Source organism: Streptomyces sp. NPDC032721, assembly GCF_055579625.1.
Genome location: NZ_JBVIMX010000013.1, coordinates 137,302 through 155,249, shown reverse-complemented (window position 1 = coordinate 155,249; position 17,948 = coordinate 137,302). Strand labels below are relative to the sequence as shown.

At 71.8% G+C, this 17,948-nt stretch carries 11 protein-coding genes and 1 pseudogene; 5 read left to right on the top strand and 7 right to left on the bottom strand.

Annotation, left to right across the window (positions count from 1 at the left end; all coding sequences use genetic code 11):
* Window positions 1-63: 63 nt before the first annotated feature.
* The 4 genes from ACZ5PB_RS26800 to ACZ5PB_RS26785 all read right to left on the bottom strand — a co-directional run bounded on the left by ACZ5PB_RS26800 (window position 64) and on the right by ACZ5PB_RS26785 (window position 6,121).
* Window positions 64-870, bottom strand: coding sequence for a mechanosensitive ion channel family protein (locus tag ACZ5PB_RS26800; protein ID WP_468694349.1), 807 nt, complete (start codon window positions 868-870; stop codon window positions 64-66).
* A 170-nt stretch (window positions 871-1,040) separates the two neighbouring features.
* Complete coding sequence (locus ACZ5PB_RS26795; RefSeq protein WP_468694348.1) at window positions 1,041-3,911, bottom strand: SpaA isopeptide-forming pilin-related protein; 2,871 nt, start codon at window positions 3,909-3,911, stop codon at window positions 1,041-1,043.
* A gap of 1 nt (window position 3,912) precedes the next feature.
* Window positions 3,913-4,731: a L,D-transpeptidase gene (locus ACZ5PB_RS26790; protein WP_468694346.1), complete on the bottom strand. Its 819-nt coding sequence runs from the start codon at window positions 4,729-4,731 to the stop codon at window positions 3,913-3,915.
* Between the two features lie 184 nt (window positions 4,732-4,915).
* Entirely contained in the window at window positions 4,916-6,121 is a 1,206-nt protein-coding gene (locus tag ACZ5PB_RS26785; RefSeq protein ID WP_468694343.1) for a Dyp-type peroxidase, read from the bottom strand.
* Between the two features lie 389 nt (window positions 6,122-6,510).
* Between ACZ5PB_RS26785 and ACZ5PB_RS26780 the strand changes: the two genes are divergently transcribed.
* A complete protein-coding gene (locus ACZ5PB_RS26780; protein ID WP_468694341.1) occupies window positions 6,511-7,608 on the top strand; it encodes a right-handed parallel beta-helix repeat-containing protein in 1,098 nt (365 codons plus the stop codon).
* Window positions 7,609-7,669: 61 nt separating this feature from the next.
* Here ACZ5PB_RS26780 and ACZ5PB_RS26775 read toward each other — a convergent pair whose 3' ends face one another.
* Both ACZ5PB_RS26775 and ACZ5PB_RS26770 read right to left on the bottom strand, forming a co-directional pair.
* Window positions 7,670-8,515: a hypothetical protein gene (locus tag ACZ5PB_RS26775; protein ID WP_468694340.1), complete on the bottom strand. Its 846-nt coding sequence runs from the start codon at window positions 8,513-8,515 to the stop codon at window positions 7,670-7,672.
* Between the two features lie 209 nt (window positions 8,516-8,724).
* On the bottom strand, window positions 8,725-9,810 hold the full coding sequence (locus ACZ5PB_RS26770; RefSeq protein WP_468694339.1) for a PAS domain-containing protein: 1,086 nt from the start codon (window positions 9,808-9,810) through the stop codon (window positions 8,725-8,727).
* Window positions 9,811-10,306: 496 nt separating this feature from the next.
* Between ACZ5PB_RS26770 and ACZ5PB_RS26765 the strand changes: the two are divergent.
* The 3 genes and pseudogenes from ACZ5PB_RS26765 to ACZ5PB_RS26755 form a co-directional block, all read left to right on the top strand.
* Window positions 10,307-11,095, top strand: a pseudogene (locus ACZ5PB_RS26765) (ATP-grasp domain-containing protein); the annotation flags it as partial.
* A gap of 858 nt (window positions 11,096-11,953) precedes the next feature.
* Window positions 11,954-14,002 (top strand): PEP/pyruvate-binding domain-containing protein, encoded by a 2,049-nt coding sequence (locus ACZ5PB_RS26760; protein WP_468694572.1) that lies wholly within the window; start codon window positions 11,954-11,956, stop codon window positions 14,000-14,002.
* Entirely contained in the window at window positions 13,999-15,306 is a 1,308-nt protein-coding gene (locus tag ACZ5PB_RS26755; RefSeq protein ID WP_468694337.1) for an MFS transporter, read from the top strand. Before ACZ5PB_RS26760 ends, ACZ5PB_RS26755 begins: the two co-directional genes overlap by 4 nt.
* Window positions 15,307-15,321: 15 nt before the next feature.
* Here ACZ5PB_RS26755 and ACZ5PB_RS26750 read toward each other — a convergent pair whose 3' ends face one another.
* Window positions 15,322-15,960, bottom strand: coding sequence for an HAD family hydrolase (locus ACZ5PB_RS26750; protein ID WP_468694335.1), 639 nt, complete (start codon window positions 15,958-15,960; stop codon window positions 15,322-15,324).
* Window positions 15,961-16,211: 251 nt separating this feature from the next.
* On the opposite strand from ACZ5PB_RS26750, the gene ACZ5PB_RS26745 reads away from it, so the two are divergent.
* Complete coding sequence (locus ACZ5PB_RS26745) at window positions 16,212-17,852, top strand: PP2C family protein-serine/threonine phosphatase (RefSeq protein ID WP_468694334.1); 1,641 nt, start codon at window positions 16,212-16,214, stop codon at window positions 17,850-17,852.
* Window positions 17,853-17,948 lie beyond the last annotated feature (96 nt).

The window sequence follows — 17,948 nt, the reverse complement described above, 5'->3', positions numbered from 1 at the left end:
GGCCCGCACGAAAGGTGCGGACCGGGCCTGCGTACCCGGGGGGGGCCGGGGTGGGACGCCAGGTCACATGGGGTCGACCCGGTCCGGATCCGCCACCGGCTGGTGGCGCAGGGCGTCCTCCCTGCCCGCCTGGTAGGCACCCTCGCGCCGGCCGTCGGCCGGTTCCCGCTGTGCCCGCATCCGGCTGGTTTCGGCCTCGGCCGTGTCCATCCAGCGTTCGATCCGCCCGCGCATCGGCTGGATCATCGCGCCGCCGACACCGACGATCAGGATGCCCGCGACCGCGGCCAGCGCGGCGATGAGCACGGGCTCGGTCACCGTGGTGGCGATGCCGACCTGGCCGAGGGCCGCGATCACGCCCAGGGCCACGATGACCGCCCAGACCAGGCGGGCCACCATCGGACCGTACGAGGCGGCCGACAGCACGCCGCCGACGATGCCGCGCACGGCATTGGCGATGGCCATGGCCACGACGACCAGCACCAGGGCGACCAGCGCCCTCGGCAGCCAGGCGACGATGCTGTCGATCATCCCGCTGACCGGGTTGGGGCCGAAGACCCCGAAGGCCAGCTGGAGGGTGATCAGCAGCAGTGCGTAGTAGACGACCTTGCAGACCAGGGAGGTCGCGTCGTACTTGGAGTCGTTGAAGATCCGGGCGGACCCGGCCCGCTCGCTGAGCCGCTCGAAACCGACCTTGCGCAGGACCTTGTCGAGCACCTTGGCGATCATCTTCGACACGAACCAGCCGACCAGCAGAATCACCAGGAAACCGGCGAGCTTCGGCACGAACTGGGCAACCTTGGACCAGGCATCGGAGATGCCCTGCTGGAACTCCACCGCGAGTGCGGCGTTCGCATGGGGTGATGGCACGATCAGACCTTTCGTCGACGCGTCCTTCTCTCTGTCCCTACCAGCGCCCCACTCGCCCCACCTCCGGGGAGCACCCCCGCAAGCGCCGTTCGGGTGAATACCGCTGGCAAAATCGCAGGCGCGGGGGTCGTGGAGTTCGTGCCTGCACCTGGCACTGCTCCTCGGGGGCGCTACTTGCCCTTCGGGGGTTCCCCGGGGACATTCGTGCGGGTGACCTCGATGCCTTGTGCGGCATTGGCCCTGGTCAGGGTGTACGGGCCGGTCACCGCGGGGCGGGGCGGCAGATAGCCGTCGGGCACCGCCGTCTCGCGCAGGTAGTACGAGCCGAGGGCCAGGCCGCCGAAGGCGCACCGGCCGCGGCCGTCCGTCGCGCAGCCGGGGCCTGTCCGGGTGTCGGGACCACTGCCGGAGGTCTGGAGTCCGGGGCGGCCGTTGCTCTCCCGCCACAGTTCGAAGACGGCGCCCGGCAGCACGCGCCCGGTCACGGAGTCCTTCTTGAGGACGGTGATCCTGCCGGGTACGGGAGGAACGGGCTTGGGGGTGTTCCTGGCGTCGGCCGTGACGCCCTTCGCGGCGTTCTCCACGGTCAGCGTCAGCGGTCCGACGTGGTCGGGGTCCAGCGGCAGGTACCCGGGGGGCGGGGCGGTCTCCTGCCAGTAGTAGCTGCCGAGTGGCAGTTCCGCGCTGCGGCAGGTCCCGTCGCCGCCGGTGGTGCAGGGGGCGCCGATGCTCGTGTCGGCGTCCGGCCCCGAGGTCTGGAGGCCGGGGCTGCCGTTCGTCTCGTGCCAGAGCTGGAAGACGGCGCCCGCGAGCGGCTTTCCGGTGGTGCGGTCCTTCTTGACGACGGCGACCTTTCCGGTGGGCGGGACGTAGTAGCCCGCGTCGTGGGTGTGGTCGTTGTCGCCCGCCGCGCCGGTGGTCAGGACGTCGAGCTGGGTCTGCTGGTCCGGGTTGGAGTCGACCGACCGGTTCGTCCCCCGGCCGGGTGCGGTCGGTACGAGGTCGGCGGGTGCGGGCCGCTCCGGGATGCCGCTGGTGTCGCCGGTGGTCACGTCGAACTTGATCTGGTAGCCGGTGCGCGGCTGGACCTGGAAGTAGTACTCGCCCCGCGCGTTCGTGGTGGTGGTCTGAAGGACCTTGCCGTCCTTGTCCCGCAGGGTCACGGTGGCGCCGGGGATGGGCTCTTCGGCCGGGCCCTGGATGCCGTCGCGGTCGCGGTCGAACCAGACGCGGTTGCCGATCTGTACGGGTGCCTGGTCGCACAGCAGCTCCAGGTCGCCCAGGCCGTTGGCCTTGCCGAAGGTGCCCTTGCCGTTGGCGATCTCGTAGTCCTGCGACCCGGCTCCGGTGGTGTTGTCGAACTTGCGCACGCCGCCGCTGAAGATGTCCAGCGGGTCGACGATCGTGGAGACGGTCTTGTCGAACCGGGGCTTGAAGGCGAGTCCGCCCTGGAGGGATTCGGCGAGCTGGCCGAGGGTGGAGTCGCCGTAGTAGTACTCCTTCACCCCGTCCTGCTGCGGCGGTGCGCTGCCGTTGACGAAGTGGTTGGGGCAGGCGGGCGAGGTGCTGTCCCACACCCAGCCGCTCGCGGTCCTGCACACCCGGGTGATGTCGCCCATGGCGGGGAACAGCGAGCGCTGCGGGGTGTCCGTACTGCCCTCGGGGGCCAGCGCCTCGTAACCGGCCTGGTCGCCGAGGCGGTCGCGGAAGCCGAGGACCATCGAGCCGTCCCGGTCGAAGACGAGGTCGGACAGGATCGGTCCGGGGAAGTTGGCCTGGACGAACCACTTCTGCGGGTCCCAGGTCTTGAGCCAGGGCTCCCAGTGCGTGTCGCCGTCCACGGCCGCGTAGCCCATGCCGCGCTCGTAGTCGAGGGCGTGGCTGACCTCGGTCGTGAAGGTGGTGCCGGACAGCTTCAGGACGTACGCCCTCAGGTCGGCACGGTCCTGCGAGGACTCGGCGCTGCACGTGCCGCCGACGTAGACCGCGCCGTCGTGGACGCCGAGTCCGTACGGGCGCCAGTCGTCGGCGCCGGTGGGGCAGCCGGGGTCGGGGATCGGGATGGTCTGCCGGGGGCTCGCCTGCGGCTTGCCGGGGGCGGCGCCGCTCGTGTCGTACACGTACAGGCTCTTGGCCTTGAGGCCGACCGCGTACAGCTTGCTGCCGTCCTCGGACAGGTCGAGGTCGCCGAGCCCCTCCTTGCCCACGGCGTCGTTGATGGCCATGGTGTCGCGGGTCAGGTCGGCGGAGTGGGCGGCGTCGCCCGCGTCGGGGACCGTGGCGAACACCGAGGTCTGCTTCGTCTTGCGGTCGACCAGGTAGATGCCGCCGGGGCCGGCCGGACCGTAGGGGATCAGCCGCTTGGTGAGCGCGCCGACGAAGAGCTGGTCGGTGTCGCGCTTGTGGGCCAGGCCGTAGGTCGCGCCGATCTGGGCGAAGGTCGCCTCGGTGTCGGGCGCGGGCGAGGTGCCGGTGCGGTCGTAGGGCCAGGACACCAGGGCCTTCCCGCCGACGCTGCCAGCCGCGTCCTGGCGGTGGCAGGGGGTGGCCAGGTCAGGGTTCTCCTGGCAGTGGTCAGCCGGGTTGTGGACGCCCGTGAGCACCTCTGCGTCCTTGCCGCCCGACAGGTCCACGAACTCGACCAGGGAGGAGAGGGAAGGGGCAGGACCGCCCGCCTGGGCGGGCCGCAGGTACGGCTTCGTCGGCGGGATCACGGCCTCCACCCGGTACCGGCCGCCGGTGAGGCCGACGCTGCCGGGGGCGAGGGTGACCTTGCCGCCGGGCCCGGTCACGACGGTGGTCTGCTTGCCCGAGGCGTCGGTCACGGTGACGGGAATCCCGGCCTCGCCCACTTCGAGGGCTGCCGTCCAGCTGCCGTCGGAGTTCACGTCCCGTACGACGGTGACCGTGAGCGTGCCGTCGGCCCGCGCGGCCGGGGCGCCGGGGGCCGCAGCGAGCAGTGCGGGCGCGACGAGCAGCAGTGCCGCGCCCAGGGCTTGTCCGGAGCGGCGCGGGAACGGGGTCCGGGCGAGGGGGCGCATCTCAGTTGACCTGCGTTTCGGGGGTCCAGGTGATGGGGATGCCCGGGGCCCCGAAGCCCTCCGCGATCAGCCTGTCGTCGTGGGCGTTCTGGGTGTTCTGGGTCGTCAGCGCGCGCACCGGCTTGCGGCCGAAGATGTAGAGCCTGGCGCCGATCCTGAGGTACTTGTAGAGGCGTTCGGCGTCCTTCAGGTACATGTTGACGCAGCCGCCCGAACCCGACTTGAAGAGGTCGTGGTAGGTGCCGTGCAGGGCCTGGCCGCCGTTGAAGAACTGCGCGTACGGCATGGGCGCGTTGTCGTAGATGGTGGAGAAGTGGCTCCGCTTCTTGAGGTAGATCCGCTGCCAGCCGGTGCGGGTCTCCAGGCCCTTGCGGCCGCTGCGGATCGGGATCGGCGAGAACACCACCTTCCGTCCCTTCTGCACCCACAGGATCTGCCGGGACAGGTCCACGCAGGTGACCCGGTAGTTCGGCGCCGGGCACCGCTTGTTCGCATTGGGGTTCTTGCGTACCTCGTGCACCAGCAGCAGCCGGTACGTCTTGAGGTCGGCGGCACCGTTGACCGGGCTGATCTTCAGCCGGGTCTGGAGCTTCTTGATGGCGACGCAGTCCGCCGGGGACATCCGGCCGTCCTGATGCAGCCTCAGCTTCTTCTCCAGCTGCCATTGGTACGGGCCGGTCTGCGCCGAGCACGCGGCCGCGGGCGGTGCGGCGGGGGCCGCGTGGGCGGTCGTGGGGAGGGACGTCGTCAGCACGACTCCCAGCAGGGCCAGGGCGGTGCCCGCGGTCCGGTGCGGCGACGAGAAGTGACGCGTCAACATGTGCTCCAGGAAGGCGGCGGCGGCCGGCGGCCACCGACGGATTCTCAGAGATATCCCGGTCCGGCTCGGGCAACCAACCGGAGTTGGGCCACGCGCATGACGCATGCCGCCGGGCGGGCGGACCTCGGGCGAAGCGGACGGCCCCCAGGCGAAGCGGACGGACCCCAGGCGAAGCGGGCGGACCTCAGGCGAACAGGGGGTCGCCCAGGTTCCCGGTCGGTCCTGTGCCGGGCAGGACGTAGGCCAGGGCGGAGGCGCGGTGTTCGACGAACCGCGCGAGCGCGTCCTTGACCGCGAGGCGTTCCTGCACGCGGACGAAGAGGTGCGGGTCGTTGAGGTAGGCGAGGAAGAGCAGGCCCCTGTCCTGCGGGCCGTTGTCGTAGGAGTAGCCGCGGCGCAGCATCCGCGCGCCGTGGTCGAGCCGGGAGTGCGCCTGCCGCACATGGGCGTCGACCGGCAGGACGTACCGGCCTTCCGGGGTCTTGGCGAAGAGGTCGACCTCCTGGTGCTCGTGCTGGTGCCCGAGGGGGGCGCCGACGGCCCGGGTGCGTCCGATCACCGCTTCCTGCCGGTGCGGCGGGAGCGCGGTGAACGCGCCGGTGTCCATGTGGATGCGGCGCACGACGAGATAGCTGCCGTCCCGGTCCGGGCCCTGGCCGACCCACACCCACCGCTCGGCCTCCGCCGGGGTGGGGTTGATGGTGCCGTCCTTGAATCCGAAGAGGTTGCGCGGAGTCTCTCCGCCGGTGGTCGCGGGGAGGTACCCGGACTGCGCCCAGCGGGCCCGCAGGGTGCCGTCGGCCAGCCGTACGAGCGTCTTCGCCGTCTCCGTGACGTCGCCGCTCCGGTCACCGCACACCTGCACCAGGAGGTCACCGCCGCTCTCCTCCGGCCGCAGCCGGTCGCCGGGGAAGAGCGGGAGCTCCGCGAGGAGGGCCGGGGTGCGCAGACCCAGCAGACCGGGCAGCCGGGGGCCGATCGCGACGGTCGCCGTGAGCCTGCCGGGCCCCGGCCCCGGCGCACCGGCGGGTGTCGCGGTGGCGGGTACCGGGTTGTCGGGCGTTCCGGTGGCCGTCGCGAGCGCTCGGGTCCACGCGGTCAGCACCTCCCGGAGCCGACGTGCTCCCGCCGTGCCCCGTCGTCCCGGGGCGAGGTCGAAGGCGAGGATCCGTACGTACCTCTGCTGCGGATCGGTGATGCCTGCCTGGCGTCGTCCCCGGAAGCGGTACGCCGCTCCCCGGGCCACCGCGGGCGGTCCCACCGCGCCGGACTCGTCGGGCCCCGCGGCCGGCTGCCGTCGGCCGGGGGCGGCACATCCGGTGAGCAGGACGGCGGTTCCGGTCAGCAGGGTGCGACGGTCCGGTCGGCGTTCGGGCGAAGGTTCCGGCATGTGAATTCCGCTGTTCGAGAAGGACGGAGGGGTCCGGGAAGCAGGAAACAAGGAGACGAAGGAAGGGCGGAACGGCGAGGAGATCGCCGAACTTCGCAGACGGTACACCTGCACTCATGCAATTCACCGCAACACCTTCTCGGCCCAGTCCGGTTCGACGCGTCGTGCGCTCGGTATTCCTGCTCCTCCTGCTGCTGACAGGTACGGCCGCTTGCGGCGAACAGCATTCCGTGCGGCCCGTACCGGGGCCGGGAGGGCACTCCGTCATTCGGGTCCCGCAGCACGCCCCGTCAATTCAGGAAGCGGTCGACGCCGCTCGTCCGGGTGACCTCGTACTGGTCTCTTCGGGTGTATATCGCGAGAGCGTTTCACTGAAGACCGACCGCGTCGTGCTGCGCGGCACGGACCGCGGAAAGGTGGTGATCGACGGTGAATTCCGGCGGGGCAACGGCATCACCGTCACCGGAGCGCAGTCGGTGGTGGAAAACCTCACCGTGCGCAATCACCTCGCCAACGGAGTCCTGTTCACCGGAGTCACGGATACGCAGCTCCAGTCCCGCGGGGCGGGCGGTGCGGGATACAACCCGCTGGACACGGCGAAGTTCCCGCCGCTGAAGGGATTTCGGGCGTCCTATGTGACCGCGTACAACAACGCCCTTTACGGCATCTACGCGTTCGACGCCCAGGAAGGCGTCATCGAGCACTCCTACGCCTCGGGCCAGGCGGATTCCGGGATCTATGTGGGGCAGTGCCGCCCCTGTTCCACCGTCGTGCGCCACAACGTCGTCGAGCACAACGCGGTCGGGGTGGAAGTCACCAACGCCTCGGAGAACCTCTTCTTCCTCGGCAACACGATGCATCGCAACCGGGTGGGGATGGCGGTCAACTCCAACGACCTGGAGGCACTGGGCCCGCAGCACGGGGCGGTCGTCGCGGGCAACCGGATCACGGACAACAACGACGACGCGGGCCCCGAGCAGGCCGAGGGCGGCTTCGCCATCGGCGTCGGCGTGGGCGGCGGCCTGCGCAACTCCTTCGTACGCAATCTGGTGACCGGGAACCGGGCCGCCGGCTTCGTGCTCCAGGACCTCCAGGGCTATCCGGTGCGCGACAACTCCGTACGGGACAACCGGGTCAGGGGCAACGGCGTCGACCTCGTCCTCGGTGCGGCGGGGGCGGCCGGGAACTGCTTCGAGGGCAACGGGGAGCGGACGGTCAGCCCGGCCGGGCTGGCAGGTGCCGCGCGGTGCGGTGGCGCCGGACGTACGGGCGCGGGGACGGGGGCGGGCGCGGGGCAGGCCGGGACTGCCGGTCTGGCGGGGCCGGGACGGGCGGCCCCGGTGCAGGCACCGCCCGGGGTCTCCTTCAGGCGGGCTCCCGTTCCCCCCGCGCAGCCGCAGCTGCCCGGGGCGGCCACCGCACGGCCGCTCCCGGCGGTGGGACTGCCGGGAGCGGTACGGCCCGGCGACTACCCGCTGCCCGGCTGACCGCACCGACTGACTGCCCTGCCGGTGCCCCGCTCCTGCCCCGCCGCTGCCCGGTCCTGCCTCAGGGCCGGGCGGCGGGGGCCTGCCGCCACGGCCCCTCGGGCACCTTCGCCTTCGCGGTCCGCCCGAACTCGATCCGGGACGGGGCGCCGCCGCCGGCGGGCTGGATCATCACCCGGCGCAGGTTCCTGTCCTCGCCGATCCAGTACGTGAGGGGTGAGCGGGCCGGGGGCCGGCCGGCGGGGGCGGGCCGTCCCGCGTCCGAGGGTGCGGCCGAAGCGCCCCGCCGGGCGGAGTTGGCTGCCGGGCGGGGCCCCGAGTAGAGGCGGTAGGTGGCCCCGTCCAGCTGCTCCTCGCCGAGGCGCATGGCGCCCTGCTGGGCGAGCAGCTGCGGGTTGTCGGGGCGGTTCGACCCCAGGGCGATCGCGATGCGGAGCGCGGCGTCCAGCGGATCGGTGCTGTACGCGCGGGGCGACCAGGCACGCGAAGGGAGCTTCCCGGCCGCCGCGACGGCGGCCGTGGCGGGCCCGGCCTCGCCCTTGGCGACGGCGAGCCCCGTGGTGTCCCAGGCCAGCAGGCCCTTGGCGCCGCCCGAGGTGTAGGAGCCCACGGCGCGGTGGGCCCGGTAGTCGACCAGCGCGCGCACCCGCAGGCTGCTGTTGCCCATGGGCACTTCCGCCTCCACCTCCAGCGGGCTCTGCTCGAAGAGGCCGAACCGGGAGAAGGCCAGTTGCTCGGCCTCCTCGGTCGTGACGGGGCGCGGGCCGTCCGCAGGGCCGGTGGCGGCGAGGACGCCGACGCAGACCAGGGAAGCGGCGCCCAGGCCGAGCGCGGTGCAGAGCAGTCGGCGGTGCAGGGCCCTGGCGGGCAGGGGAAGCCGGGGAAGGTGCACGGTGGATTTCCTCATTTTTCTGGGCTGTTCTCTCGAATTCGGCCTCCGGGTTCACCGCGGACCCGTATTTCTTTTGCTCGCTGCATGAATCACACAGTGGCACACGGTCGGGAACACCCCTCCGCACGGGCCCGGCCGACGCGGAAACACAGATTCAATTCTTGAATTTCTGTCAGATTTCGATTTCTGGCCGGGGGCCGGCCCGTGGCCCGGGGCCCCGCTCCTCAGACGGTGCTGAGCGGGTGGGCTGCCGTGGCGGAGCGCGGGGGCCAGGAGCGGGGGGCGAGGATGCCCAGTACGTACGCGCGGGCGACGAGGGCGGGGCGGGTCGCGGCGCCCAGGAGTTCGCGCAGCCTGCTGAGGTGGTAGTCGACGGTCTGCCTGGACAGCCGCAGCGAGGCGGCGATGTCGCCGTTGCTGCTGCCCTCCGCCAGGAGGGAGAGGATGCGGATCTGCGCGGCGGTGAGCGGCGGATGGGCCTCGTGGGCGATGCTCTGGTGGGTGATGACGGCCCAGACGTGCCGGGCGCGGGTGGCCGAGTGACCGACCGTCGTCAGGTGGAGCTGGGCACGGCGCCGGCGGCCCTGTGCGTCGACGAGGACCGTGGAGGTCTCCACCCGTCTGGTGCGGCGGGCTATCAGCCCGTTCCATCTGCTCCGCAGCCGGTCGAGACCGGGCTCGGAGGCGAGCAGGGTGTGCGCCCGTAGGCCGACCAGTCCCGACGGGCTGAGGTGGAACAGTTCGGCGGCCGCCGCGCTCGCTTCGACGACGCGTCCGTTCGCCGACAGCAGCGCGCAGGGCAGCCCGCTGTGGTCGCGGAGTGCCTGGAGGTTGTCCTCGGCCTCCTGTCGCCGGACGGTGGCGCGGAGGTGGTCGGTGACGTCCACGTAGATTCCGGCGACGCAGGTCCGCGCGTTCTCCCTGACGGGGAAGCGGTGGCCCACCGCCTGGCCCGCGCTGCCGTCGGGGCGCCGGTAGCCGATGGTGTGGCGGACCGGAGTGCCCCGGGCGAGGACCTCCTGGTCGAGGGCGCGGAACCGATACGCCTCGGCGGGCTCGTCGAAGTCCTCGATGCACTTGCCGGTGAGGTCTTCGGGAACGGTGCCGTAGAGGTGCGCATAGGCGTGGTTGGCCCACAGGTAGCGTCCGTCGCTGTCCCGTATGAAGGCGGCGGCCGGGGCGAGGTCCACCAGGCCGGCGAAGGCGTCGTACCGGCGCGCGGAGTCGAACCGGGCCTGCCACGGCGCACCGGCCTCCCACCGGGGCGCGGGCAGGTCCTCCAGCGGGGTCCTGGAACTGGAATGGTCCAAAGCGGTCTCTCCGTCCGTCTTCAGCCGGTTGCACATGCGCAACTGGCCTTCCCTGTCTGCCTGCCTGACGCATGGTCACTTCGCGATGGGTTTCCCGCCGCGGTGCCGCCCATGCTCGGTTCTCGGCCGAAGTGGCGGCCCGCGAACTCCGCGACTCAGGCATTTGCCTGAGTCCCGGGCGTCCCCGATGGCATCGCGGGTGCCCGCCACCTGGTCTCCTTGTGTGTACGGGTGAACACTCCCCGCAACGTACACCGGGTGATCCCCCCGAGCTCTACGCGCATCAACCGCTCCGTACAGCGGCACGTGCCAACGCGTACCCACACGTACCAACCAGACGAAATGGAGACGAACTTCAGTGAGCAAGGTGCTGTTAGTGCATGCCAAGGGCGGTCCGCCGCTCGGTCACGTCCTGTCCCGGACGGCCGCGAGGGCCGAAGTGCACCTGCTGGCGCTCAGTGCTCTGCCGCCCTCCGTGGCGGGTTCCGCCCGGAGAATGTGCGCCTCCGTCGTGACGCCCGCCGAGGCGCAGCGCTCCGACCTGGTGTCCTTGATCGTCACGCACGCCAGGGCCGTGGGTGCGGACGCGGTGCTGACCTGCTCCGAGTACGCGGTGGTGGCCGTTGCCGAAGCGTGCGAGAAGCTCGGTCTCGCGGGTGCCGGCAGCGCCGCCGCACTCGCCCGCGACAAGCGGCTGATGCGGCGCACCTGGCACGAACACGGCCTGCCCCAGCCCGAGTTCCGCCCGGTCACCACGGAGGCGGACCTGCACGCGGCGGCCGGTGCGCTGCCCTTCCCGCTGCTCCTCAAGGCGGCCTGGAGCGCCGGTTCCACCGCGCACCAGATCATCCGCTCCCCGCACGAGGCGTCCGCGGCCTGGCAGCGCTCGCGTGAAGTGATGGCCGAATCCGCCCAGTTGGGGTACGCGGAGCTGCATGTGGCGGAAGCGGACGCCGACTTTGTGGTCGAGCAGATAGTGACCGGCACCGCGTCGGACTGGTTCGACGAGCCCGGCTGGGGCGATTACGTCAGTGTCGAGGGCGTGGTGGCGGACGGCGTCTTCCACCCGGTCTGCCTCAGCGGCCGGATGCCCACGGTGGAGCCGTTCACCGAGCGTGCGGGGATCACTCCCGCCCAGCTGTCCCAGGACGCCCAGGACCGGGTCGTGGCCCTCGCGCGGGAGGCCGTCGACGCGCTCGGCCTGCGCGACTGCGGCACCCACACCGAGATCAAGCTCGGTGCGGACGGCCGGATGTGGCTGATCGAGACGGCCGCCCGGTTCGGCGGCGCGATGACGGTGCCGCAGATCGAGGAGGTCTTCGGGCTCGATCTCGTCGGCATGCTCGTCGACCACCTCCTCGGCCGTCGGGTGGAGTGGCCCGAGCAGGCCCGGACCCCGGCGCAGGCACGGGGCGCGGCGGGCTCGCTGGTCGTCCTCGCGGTGGACGGCCGGGGCGAGGCCTGGCAGGACCGCAGGGTCTGGGACTTCCCGGCCGTCACCGAGGCCGTCCCGCTCAGCCGGGGCAGCGTACTGTCGGTGGTCGCCGAGAGCTCCCTGCCCGACGGCAGCCTCATACCGGTCTACGACCCCGCCGCGGGCGCCAACACCATGGCAGCCCTGTGCCTGCTCTCCGCCTCCGACCCACGGACGGTACTCCGCGACTTCGAGACCTTGGTGCAGGCCCTGCCGGAGGTCCTGCCGGAGGCCCAGCCTGCACTGTTGGGCGAGGCGCGGGCTGCCACGCCGGGCGAGACCCCACACAGGGCGCGGGCCGAGGCGCCACACCTGGCGCCGGACGAGGCACCGCGCAAAGCACCGGGCGAGGCACCGCCCGAAGCGCGGGCCGAGGCACCCCACACGGCGCCGGACGAAGCGCTGGTCGAGGCACCGCCCAAGGTGCCGGGCGAGGCGCTGGCCGAGGCACCGGCCAAGGCCGCGCCCGAGCCCGACGGGCGAGCCGAGGTGCCCGCCGGGGCCGAAACGCTGCCCGAGCTGTCGGCCGGGGCCGCGGCCCTGCCCGAGTTGTCGGCCGAAGCGTTGCCCCCGGCCGGGTCGACGGCCGCCGCACCGCCGACCGCCCCGAGCGCCGCACCGCCGACCGCCCCGCCCGCCGCACGGCGGACCGCCCCGGTTTCGCCCGGACTGCCGACGGCTGCCGCGTTGTTCGGTGGGGGTGTCGAGCCGGTCGCGGACCGTACCGTCGTCGGTGAGAACCTTTCGCTGCCGCTCTTCCGTACGCTCTCCGGAGTGCTGGCCGGTCACCCGTACCTCAAGGTCGTCGTCGACCGTGCCGAGCGCACCTGGCACCTGCTCGACACCGCCGCGCACCCCTTCCACGTCAACTACCTGGCGACCCACGTCCTGGGCATGGATCTTGATGCCCTGGACGCGGAGCTGGACGCCTTCAACGCGTCCGTCTACATGGATCCCGGGCGCCGTTTCCTGCTCGGTGTGCTGTCCCTGCACACCGACGAGGACGCGGCGGGCCGCGAGCGTACCTTTCTCGTGCTGGAGACGACCGAGGCCGACACCATGCACGGTGAACTCCTCGCGTTCTTCTACGAGTTCGTCCGAGAACGGGTCGACGGCAGGCTTCCGCTGCTGCTCAAGCCCGCCAACCACGGGCAGGAGGAGGAGCTCTCGGCGATCAGCGAACAGCGGGTGCCGCGCATCCTGAGCCACGAGCTCTTCGGCTCCAGCACCCGGACCCCGCTGAACCCCGGCGAGGCCACCGGCCGCCTGCGTTACTTCCGTACGCACGAGGAGTACGCGGCGGCGCGGGCCGGGCTCGGCTGGTCGGACATCGTGGCCATGGCGTGCCTGCCGGACGACGTGCCCCGGGTGGCCGGATTCCTCAACACCGCCCCGATCACACCGCTTTCGCATACGAATGTCCTCGCCTCCGGCTGGGGCATACCCAATGCGATCGTCCGCGACCTGGCGCAGCTCGTCGAGAAGGACAGTGGCCTGGACGGCGCGTGGGTCCGCTACCGGGTGGGTGAGGCGGAGATATCCCTGGAGCGGCTGGCGGAGGAACCCGCCCTGCGCGCCCCGGCCTGGCACCAGCAGCGCATCCGGCTGGAACCGCCGCTGCTCGAAGACGCCCCCGTACTGTCCCTGCACCGGCTGCGCAGCGCCGACCGCGACCGGTACGGCACCAAGGCGGCCAACCTCGGCGAGCTGCACCACGTCCTCGACAGCCGCAGCGCCGACCTGACCGCCTACTACGGACAGCCCCGCCCGCCGCGCGAAGACCTCTACGGGCACCTGGCGGCCCGGCTCCGGCTCGACGGTCCCAGCAAGGCCGAACTCCGGTCCCGCGCCTCGGAGTTCGTGGCCGAGACGGTCGGGGCGCCGACCGGTGTCGCGCTTCCCTTCTCCCTCCAGCAGCGCTTCCTCGCCTCCTCCCCCGCCCTCCAACAGGGCATCGGCAAGCTCAAGATGGCCCTCGAACTCGATGCCACCGACGTCCTGGACTCCCTCTGTCTGCAACTCCAGCAGCTGATCAGGAACACGCCCGTCCCGGAGTCCGTCACCCGGCGGATCAGCCAGGCCTGCCCCCTCCCGCCGACCACGCGCGGCCGCCTGGTGGTGCGCTCCTCGTCCAACGCCGAGGACCTGCCCGGATTCTCCGCCGCCGGGGTCTACGACTCCGTCACCACCGTCCGCTCCACCGCCGAACTCCTGGACGCAGTACGCCAGGTGTGGGCCTCCCTGGTGTCGCCCCGCAGCGTGCGGCTGCGCCACCAGGTCGGCATCTCGCTGGACGACACGTACATGGGCGTGATCATCCAGGAGTACGTCCCCGCTTCCCTCGGCGGCGTCCTGGTGACCTGCAACCCGACCCGTCGCGAGGACTTCCGCAACGTCTACCTCAACTGCTCCCCCGGCTCCCCGGAGCAGGTCGTCGAGGGCTCGATCCTGCCGCAGCAGTACCTGTACAACACGGTGGAGGGCGGCGGCCGGACCGTCGCCCTGGGCTCCTGGGACGAGCCGCTGTCCGCCGCCACCCGCGGCCGGCTCGCCGATCTGTCCCTGACCGGGCGGCTGTTGCAGTCCCACTTCAGCGGGCCGGCCGTCGGCGGATCCGACAGTGGCGGGGCCGACATCGACAGGCCGCTGGACATCGAGTGGCTGATGACGGAGCGGGGCGACTTCCGGCTGGTCCAGATCCGCCCGTACGCGCTGTGAGGGCGCGCACCGGGAGGCGGCCGGGGCGTCGCCACGAGAACGCGGGCGCCGGGCCGCCGACGGACCGGGCCCGGCGGATCATCCGGCTCAACTACGGCTTCCAGCTGCTGTTCAACCTGCTGTGGTGGATGCCGGTGTTCTACGCCTACCAGAAGGCGGCCGGGCTCTCGGACGGGCAGATCTTCGGCATCCAGAGCATCTACTACGTGGCCTTCTGCCTGTTCGAGATCCCCACCGGGCTGATCGCCGACCGGATCGGCGCCCGCAACTGTCTGCGGGCCGGGGCGGTGGTGATGACGGCGGCCAACCTGGCTCCGGTGTTCAGCGCCTCGTACACCGGGTTCCTCGTCCACTTCCTCGCCATCGCCGCGGGCCGCTCGCTCACCTCGGGGGCGGCGAGCGCCTATCTGTACGACGGGCTGCGGGCCGAGAAGTGCGATGCGCACTACCTGAGGGCGGAGGGCACCGCGCGGGCCCTGGGGCTTGCGGCGAAAGTGGTGTGCTGGCCGCTGGTCGGGCCGCTGATGGCCGTCGCCCACGCGGCTCCGTACGTGCTCAGCGCCGTCAGCGCGGCGGGTTCCCTCGCCTGCGCCGTCGCACTGCCCCGGCTCGCGGGGGCGGGCGCCGGAAGTGCGGGTGAGGCGAACGGCAGGCGCGGCGGCGGTGCGTTCCTGCGGGACGCGGGTACGGCGCTGCGCTGCGTCGCCTCCTCGCGGTGGCTGGCCCTGGTGATGGTGCAGGGCGTGGCCGTCTTCACGCTGTCCCGGATCTGCCAGGTCAACCTCTTCCAGCCGATCCTGCTCGACCACGGCATCGCGGAGGCCTCGCACGGCGGGGTGCTGGCCGCGATGACGGTGGCGGAGGCGGTGGCCTCGGCGCGCCCGCAGTGGCTGAGCCGTCGGCTGACGCCGGTCGCCTGGGTGTCGGTGCTCAGCCTCGCGCTGGCGGGCACGCTGGCGGCGATGACGTTCGGCGGGCCGTGGGCGGTCGTCGCGCTGCTCTGCCTGTTCGCGGCCGCGACCGGCTTCGCGTACCCGATCCAGCGCAAGCTGGTGAACGACGCGGTGCCCGCGCACGCCCCGCGCGCCACGCTGCTGTCGGTGGAGAGCATCGTGGACCGCGCGGTGTGCGCGCTGGCGGCGGTCGCGGTCGGCGCCTACCTCTCCGCCGGGCACCTGGACGCCCTGCTGTGGCACAGCGCGCTTGCGACGGCGGTGCTGCTCGGCGCCTTCCAACTGCTGCTGCGCAGCGGGGTGGTGAGCCGGTCCGCGCCCACCGCGGAGGCCGGGACGCCGCCCCGCTGACCGGAGGCAGTGCGCTCAGCCGGGCAGCCGGCCGAGGAGTTCGATCAGCCCCACCGGCAGGAACCCGGGCCGGTGGGGTCGGCCGACCTGGTACGGCAGATAGCCGAGCCGGGCGGCGGCATTGACCTCCTCGGCCGTCTCCGCCTGGTAAACGAGCAGGCAGCGGCCCGAGTTGGCCTTCGCGCGCTGCCAGAGGGCAGGTGCCGGTTTGCGTTCCGCCTCGGTACGGGGGGTGAGGATCCGGTCGCCGAAGTCCTGCCAGGCGAAGGGCGCGGAGCCCCGCCACGTGGCGTCGACCTCCTTCTTCAGCCTGGCGGCCCGCTCGGCGTCGGTGCTGCCCCAGGAGGACGGGACGTTGGTGATCAGACCGACCCTGATGTGGCGCTCGCGCAGGGCACGGAGATGGGCGGCCGCACCGGTCCGATAGCCGGTGCTGCCGTCGTCGGCGGTGTGCACGAGGGTCTCGCCGAGGTCGAAGTACACGACGGGGCAGCCGCGTTCGGCACTCGGGCGCGGGACGGACGCGGTCCCCGTGACCCCGCTCGCGTCCCCGGGCACGGCCGCGCTCGCCGTGCCGCAGAGCACGGTCGACGCCAGCGCTGCGCCCAGCGCGAGGCTCAGCCGGGCCGAACCCTTGGCAGCAGATCTCTTCATGGCGTCGTCGCCCCTTCTCCCTGGGCACCACGAGGATGCACCCATGCCCGTATTCATGTCCGGTCCATGACACTTATCGCGCTCTACCCCCGTACACCGCCCGCCACTCCACTCACACGACCCGCGTTCGGATCGATGAACACCGCAGGCGACCAGGTACGAGGGGGGACGAGGCGGGGACGAGGCGGGTACGGGCCCGGCGTTTTCTCCGGGGCTGAACCATTCACAGCGCGTCGTGCCATGATCGGGGCATGACTGACCAAGACGAGCTGGGGACGGCTCCGTCGGGCGGGGACGACTCGGGTGTCGTGGAAGGCCACCTCGCCTTCTCCACCGGCCGCTGCCTCGTACCCCGGCCATCCGAGACACACGGTGACCAGCCGTCCGCCGCGCCGGTCTTCGCCGTGCAGGAGGTCCTGGACGGGCTGTCCGGCTCCGCCGTCTTCTTGCGGCCCGTATACGGACAGAACGGGGCCGTCGCCGACTTCCGGGTCGTAGCCGCTTCACCTGACGCGGTCGACATCGGGTCCCGTCGGGGAAAGGAAATGGTCGGTCTCAGCGTTCTTGAGACCTACCCCGCGGTGCTGGGCAGTGACCTGTGGCGCGGTTACCTCGGGGTGCTGGACGGTGGCGGCCGGTACGAGGGGGAACCGTTCGAGTACGAGGAGGTTCTCGCCGGGATTCCGCGCCGGTCGCGTTTCGCTGTGCGCGTGGCGGCCTGCCAGGGAGGGCTGATCGTCTCCTGGGTCCGGCTGGACGCCGACCAGCACGAGCAGCGCCGGCTGAAACTGATGCAGCGCCTGGCGGGGATGGGGTGGGCCGACTGGGACCTGCCTCTCGACGAAGCCACCTGGTCGGACGAGGTCTTCACGGTCTTCGGCCGGGAACGGGCCATGGGCACGGTGGCTTTGGCGGAGCTTCCCCGTTTCGTCGCCCCGGAGGACCGCCCCGGCATGAGCGAGGCCTTGGGGCGTTTGCTGAGCGGGCTCAGCTCCATCGATCACACGTTCCGCATCGCCACTCCCGGCGGCGACACGCGGCATGTGCGGTTCGTCGCGGAGGCCGAACTGGACGCACAGGGAGCGCCCGTCAAGGTCCACGGCTTCTTCCAGGACCGCACCCTGGTGCATCGCGCCGCACAGCAGATGCGGGAACAGCAGGAGGCGGCCTCGGCCCAGGACAGTCTGCTGGCCGCCGAGAAGGATGTCGCCGCCCGCCTCCAGCACGCTCTGCTCCCGCTGCCCCAGCAGTCCCTCCGCGTGGCCGGCCTCACGGTGGACGTCGCCTACCACCCTGTGGAAGAAGGGCTCAATGTGGGAGGGGACTGGTACAGCGCCATCGAACTGCCGGACGGCAGCGCACTCCTCGTGGTCGGCGACATCGCGGGACATGGGCTGGACGCGGTGGCCACCATGGCCCAGCTCCGCTTCACCACCAAGGGCATGGCCATCACCGGGACTCCGCTGGCCGAGATCCTCACCCGCCTCAACACCTTGCTCCTGCACACCTCCGGGCGGAACTTCAGCACGGCCACCATGATCATGGCCCGCTACGACCCCGCCACCGCACAGCTCACCTGGGTGCAAGCAGGGCATCTGCCGCCCCTCCTGCTACGAGAGGGCCGCGCCCGATACCTGGCCGCGCCCCGGGGCATCCTGCTCGGAGCCATGGCAACCCCCTGCTTCGAGGAAGCCACCCTCCAACTGCGCCCCGGAGACCATCTGTTGCTGTACACCGACGGTCTGGTCGAAGTACCGGGCAGGGACATCGACGAGGGCCTCGCCGTCCTCGCTCGCACCGCCGAGGCCTACCAGGGCTCCCGCATCCTGGACACCCTTGTCACACCGGAAGCCCGCCACGACGACACCTGTGTCCTGCACGCCACACTGTGATCGCGTGCCCTGGCCCGCCCGGGAGTTTTTGTTATCCGTCACAACCGATCGCTCCTGACTCTGGAGTACGTTCCGCCTCCGATCCCGTACCGGAAC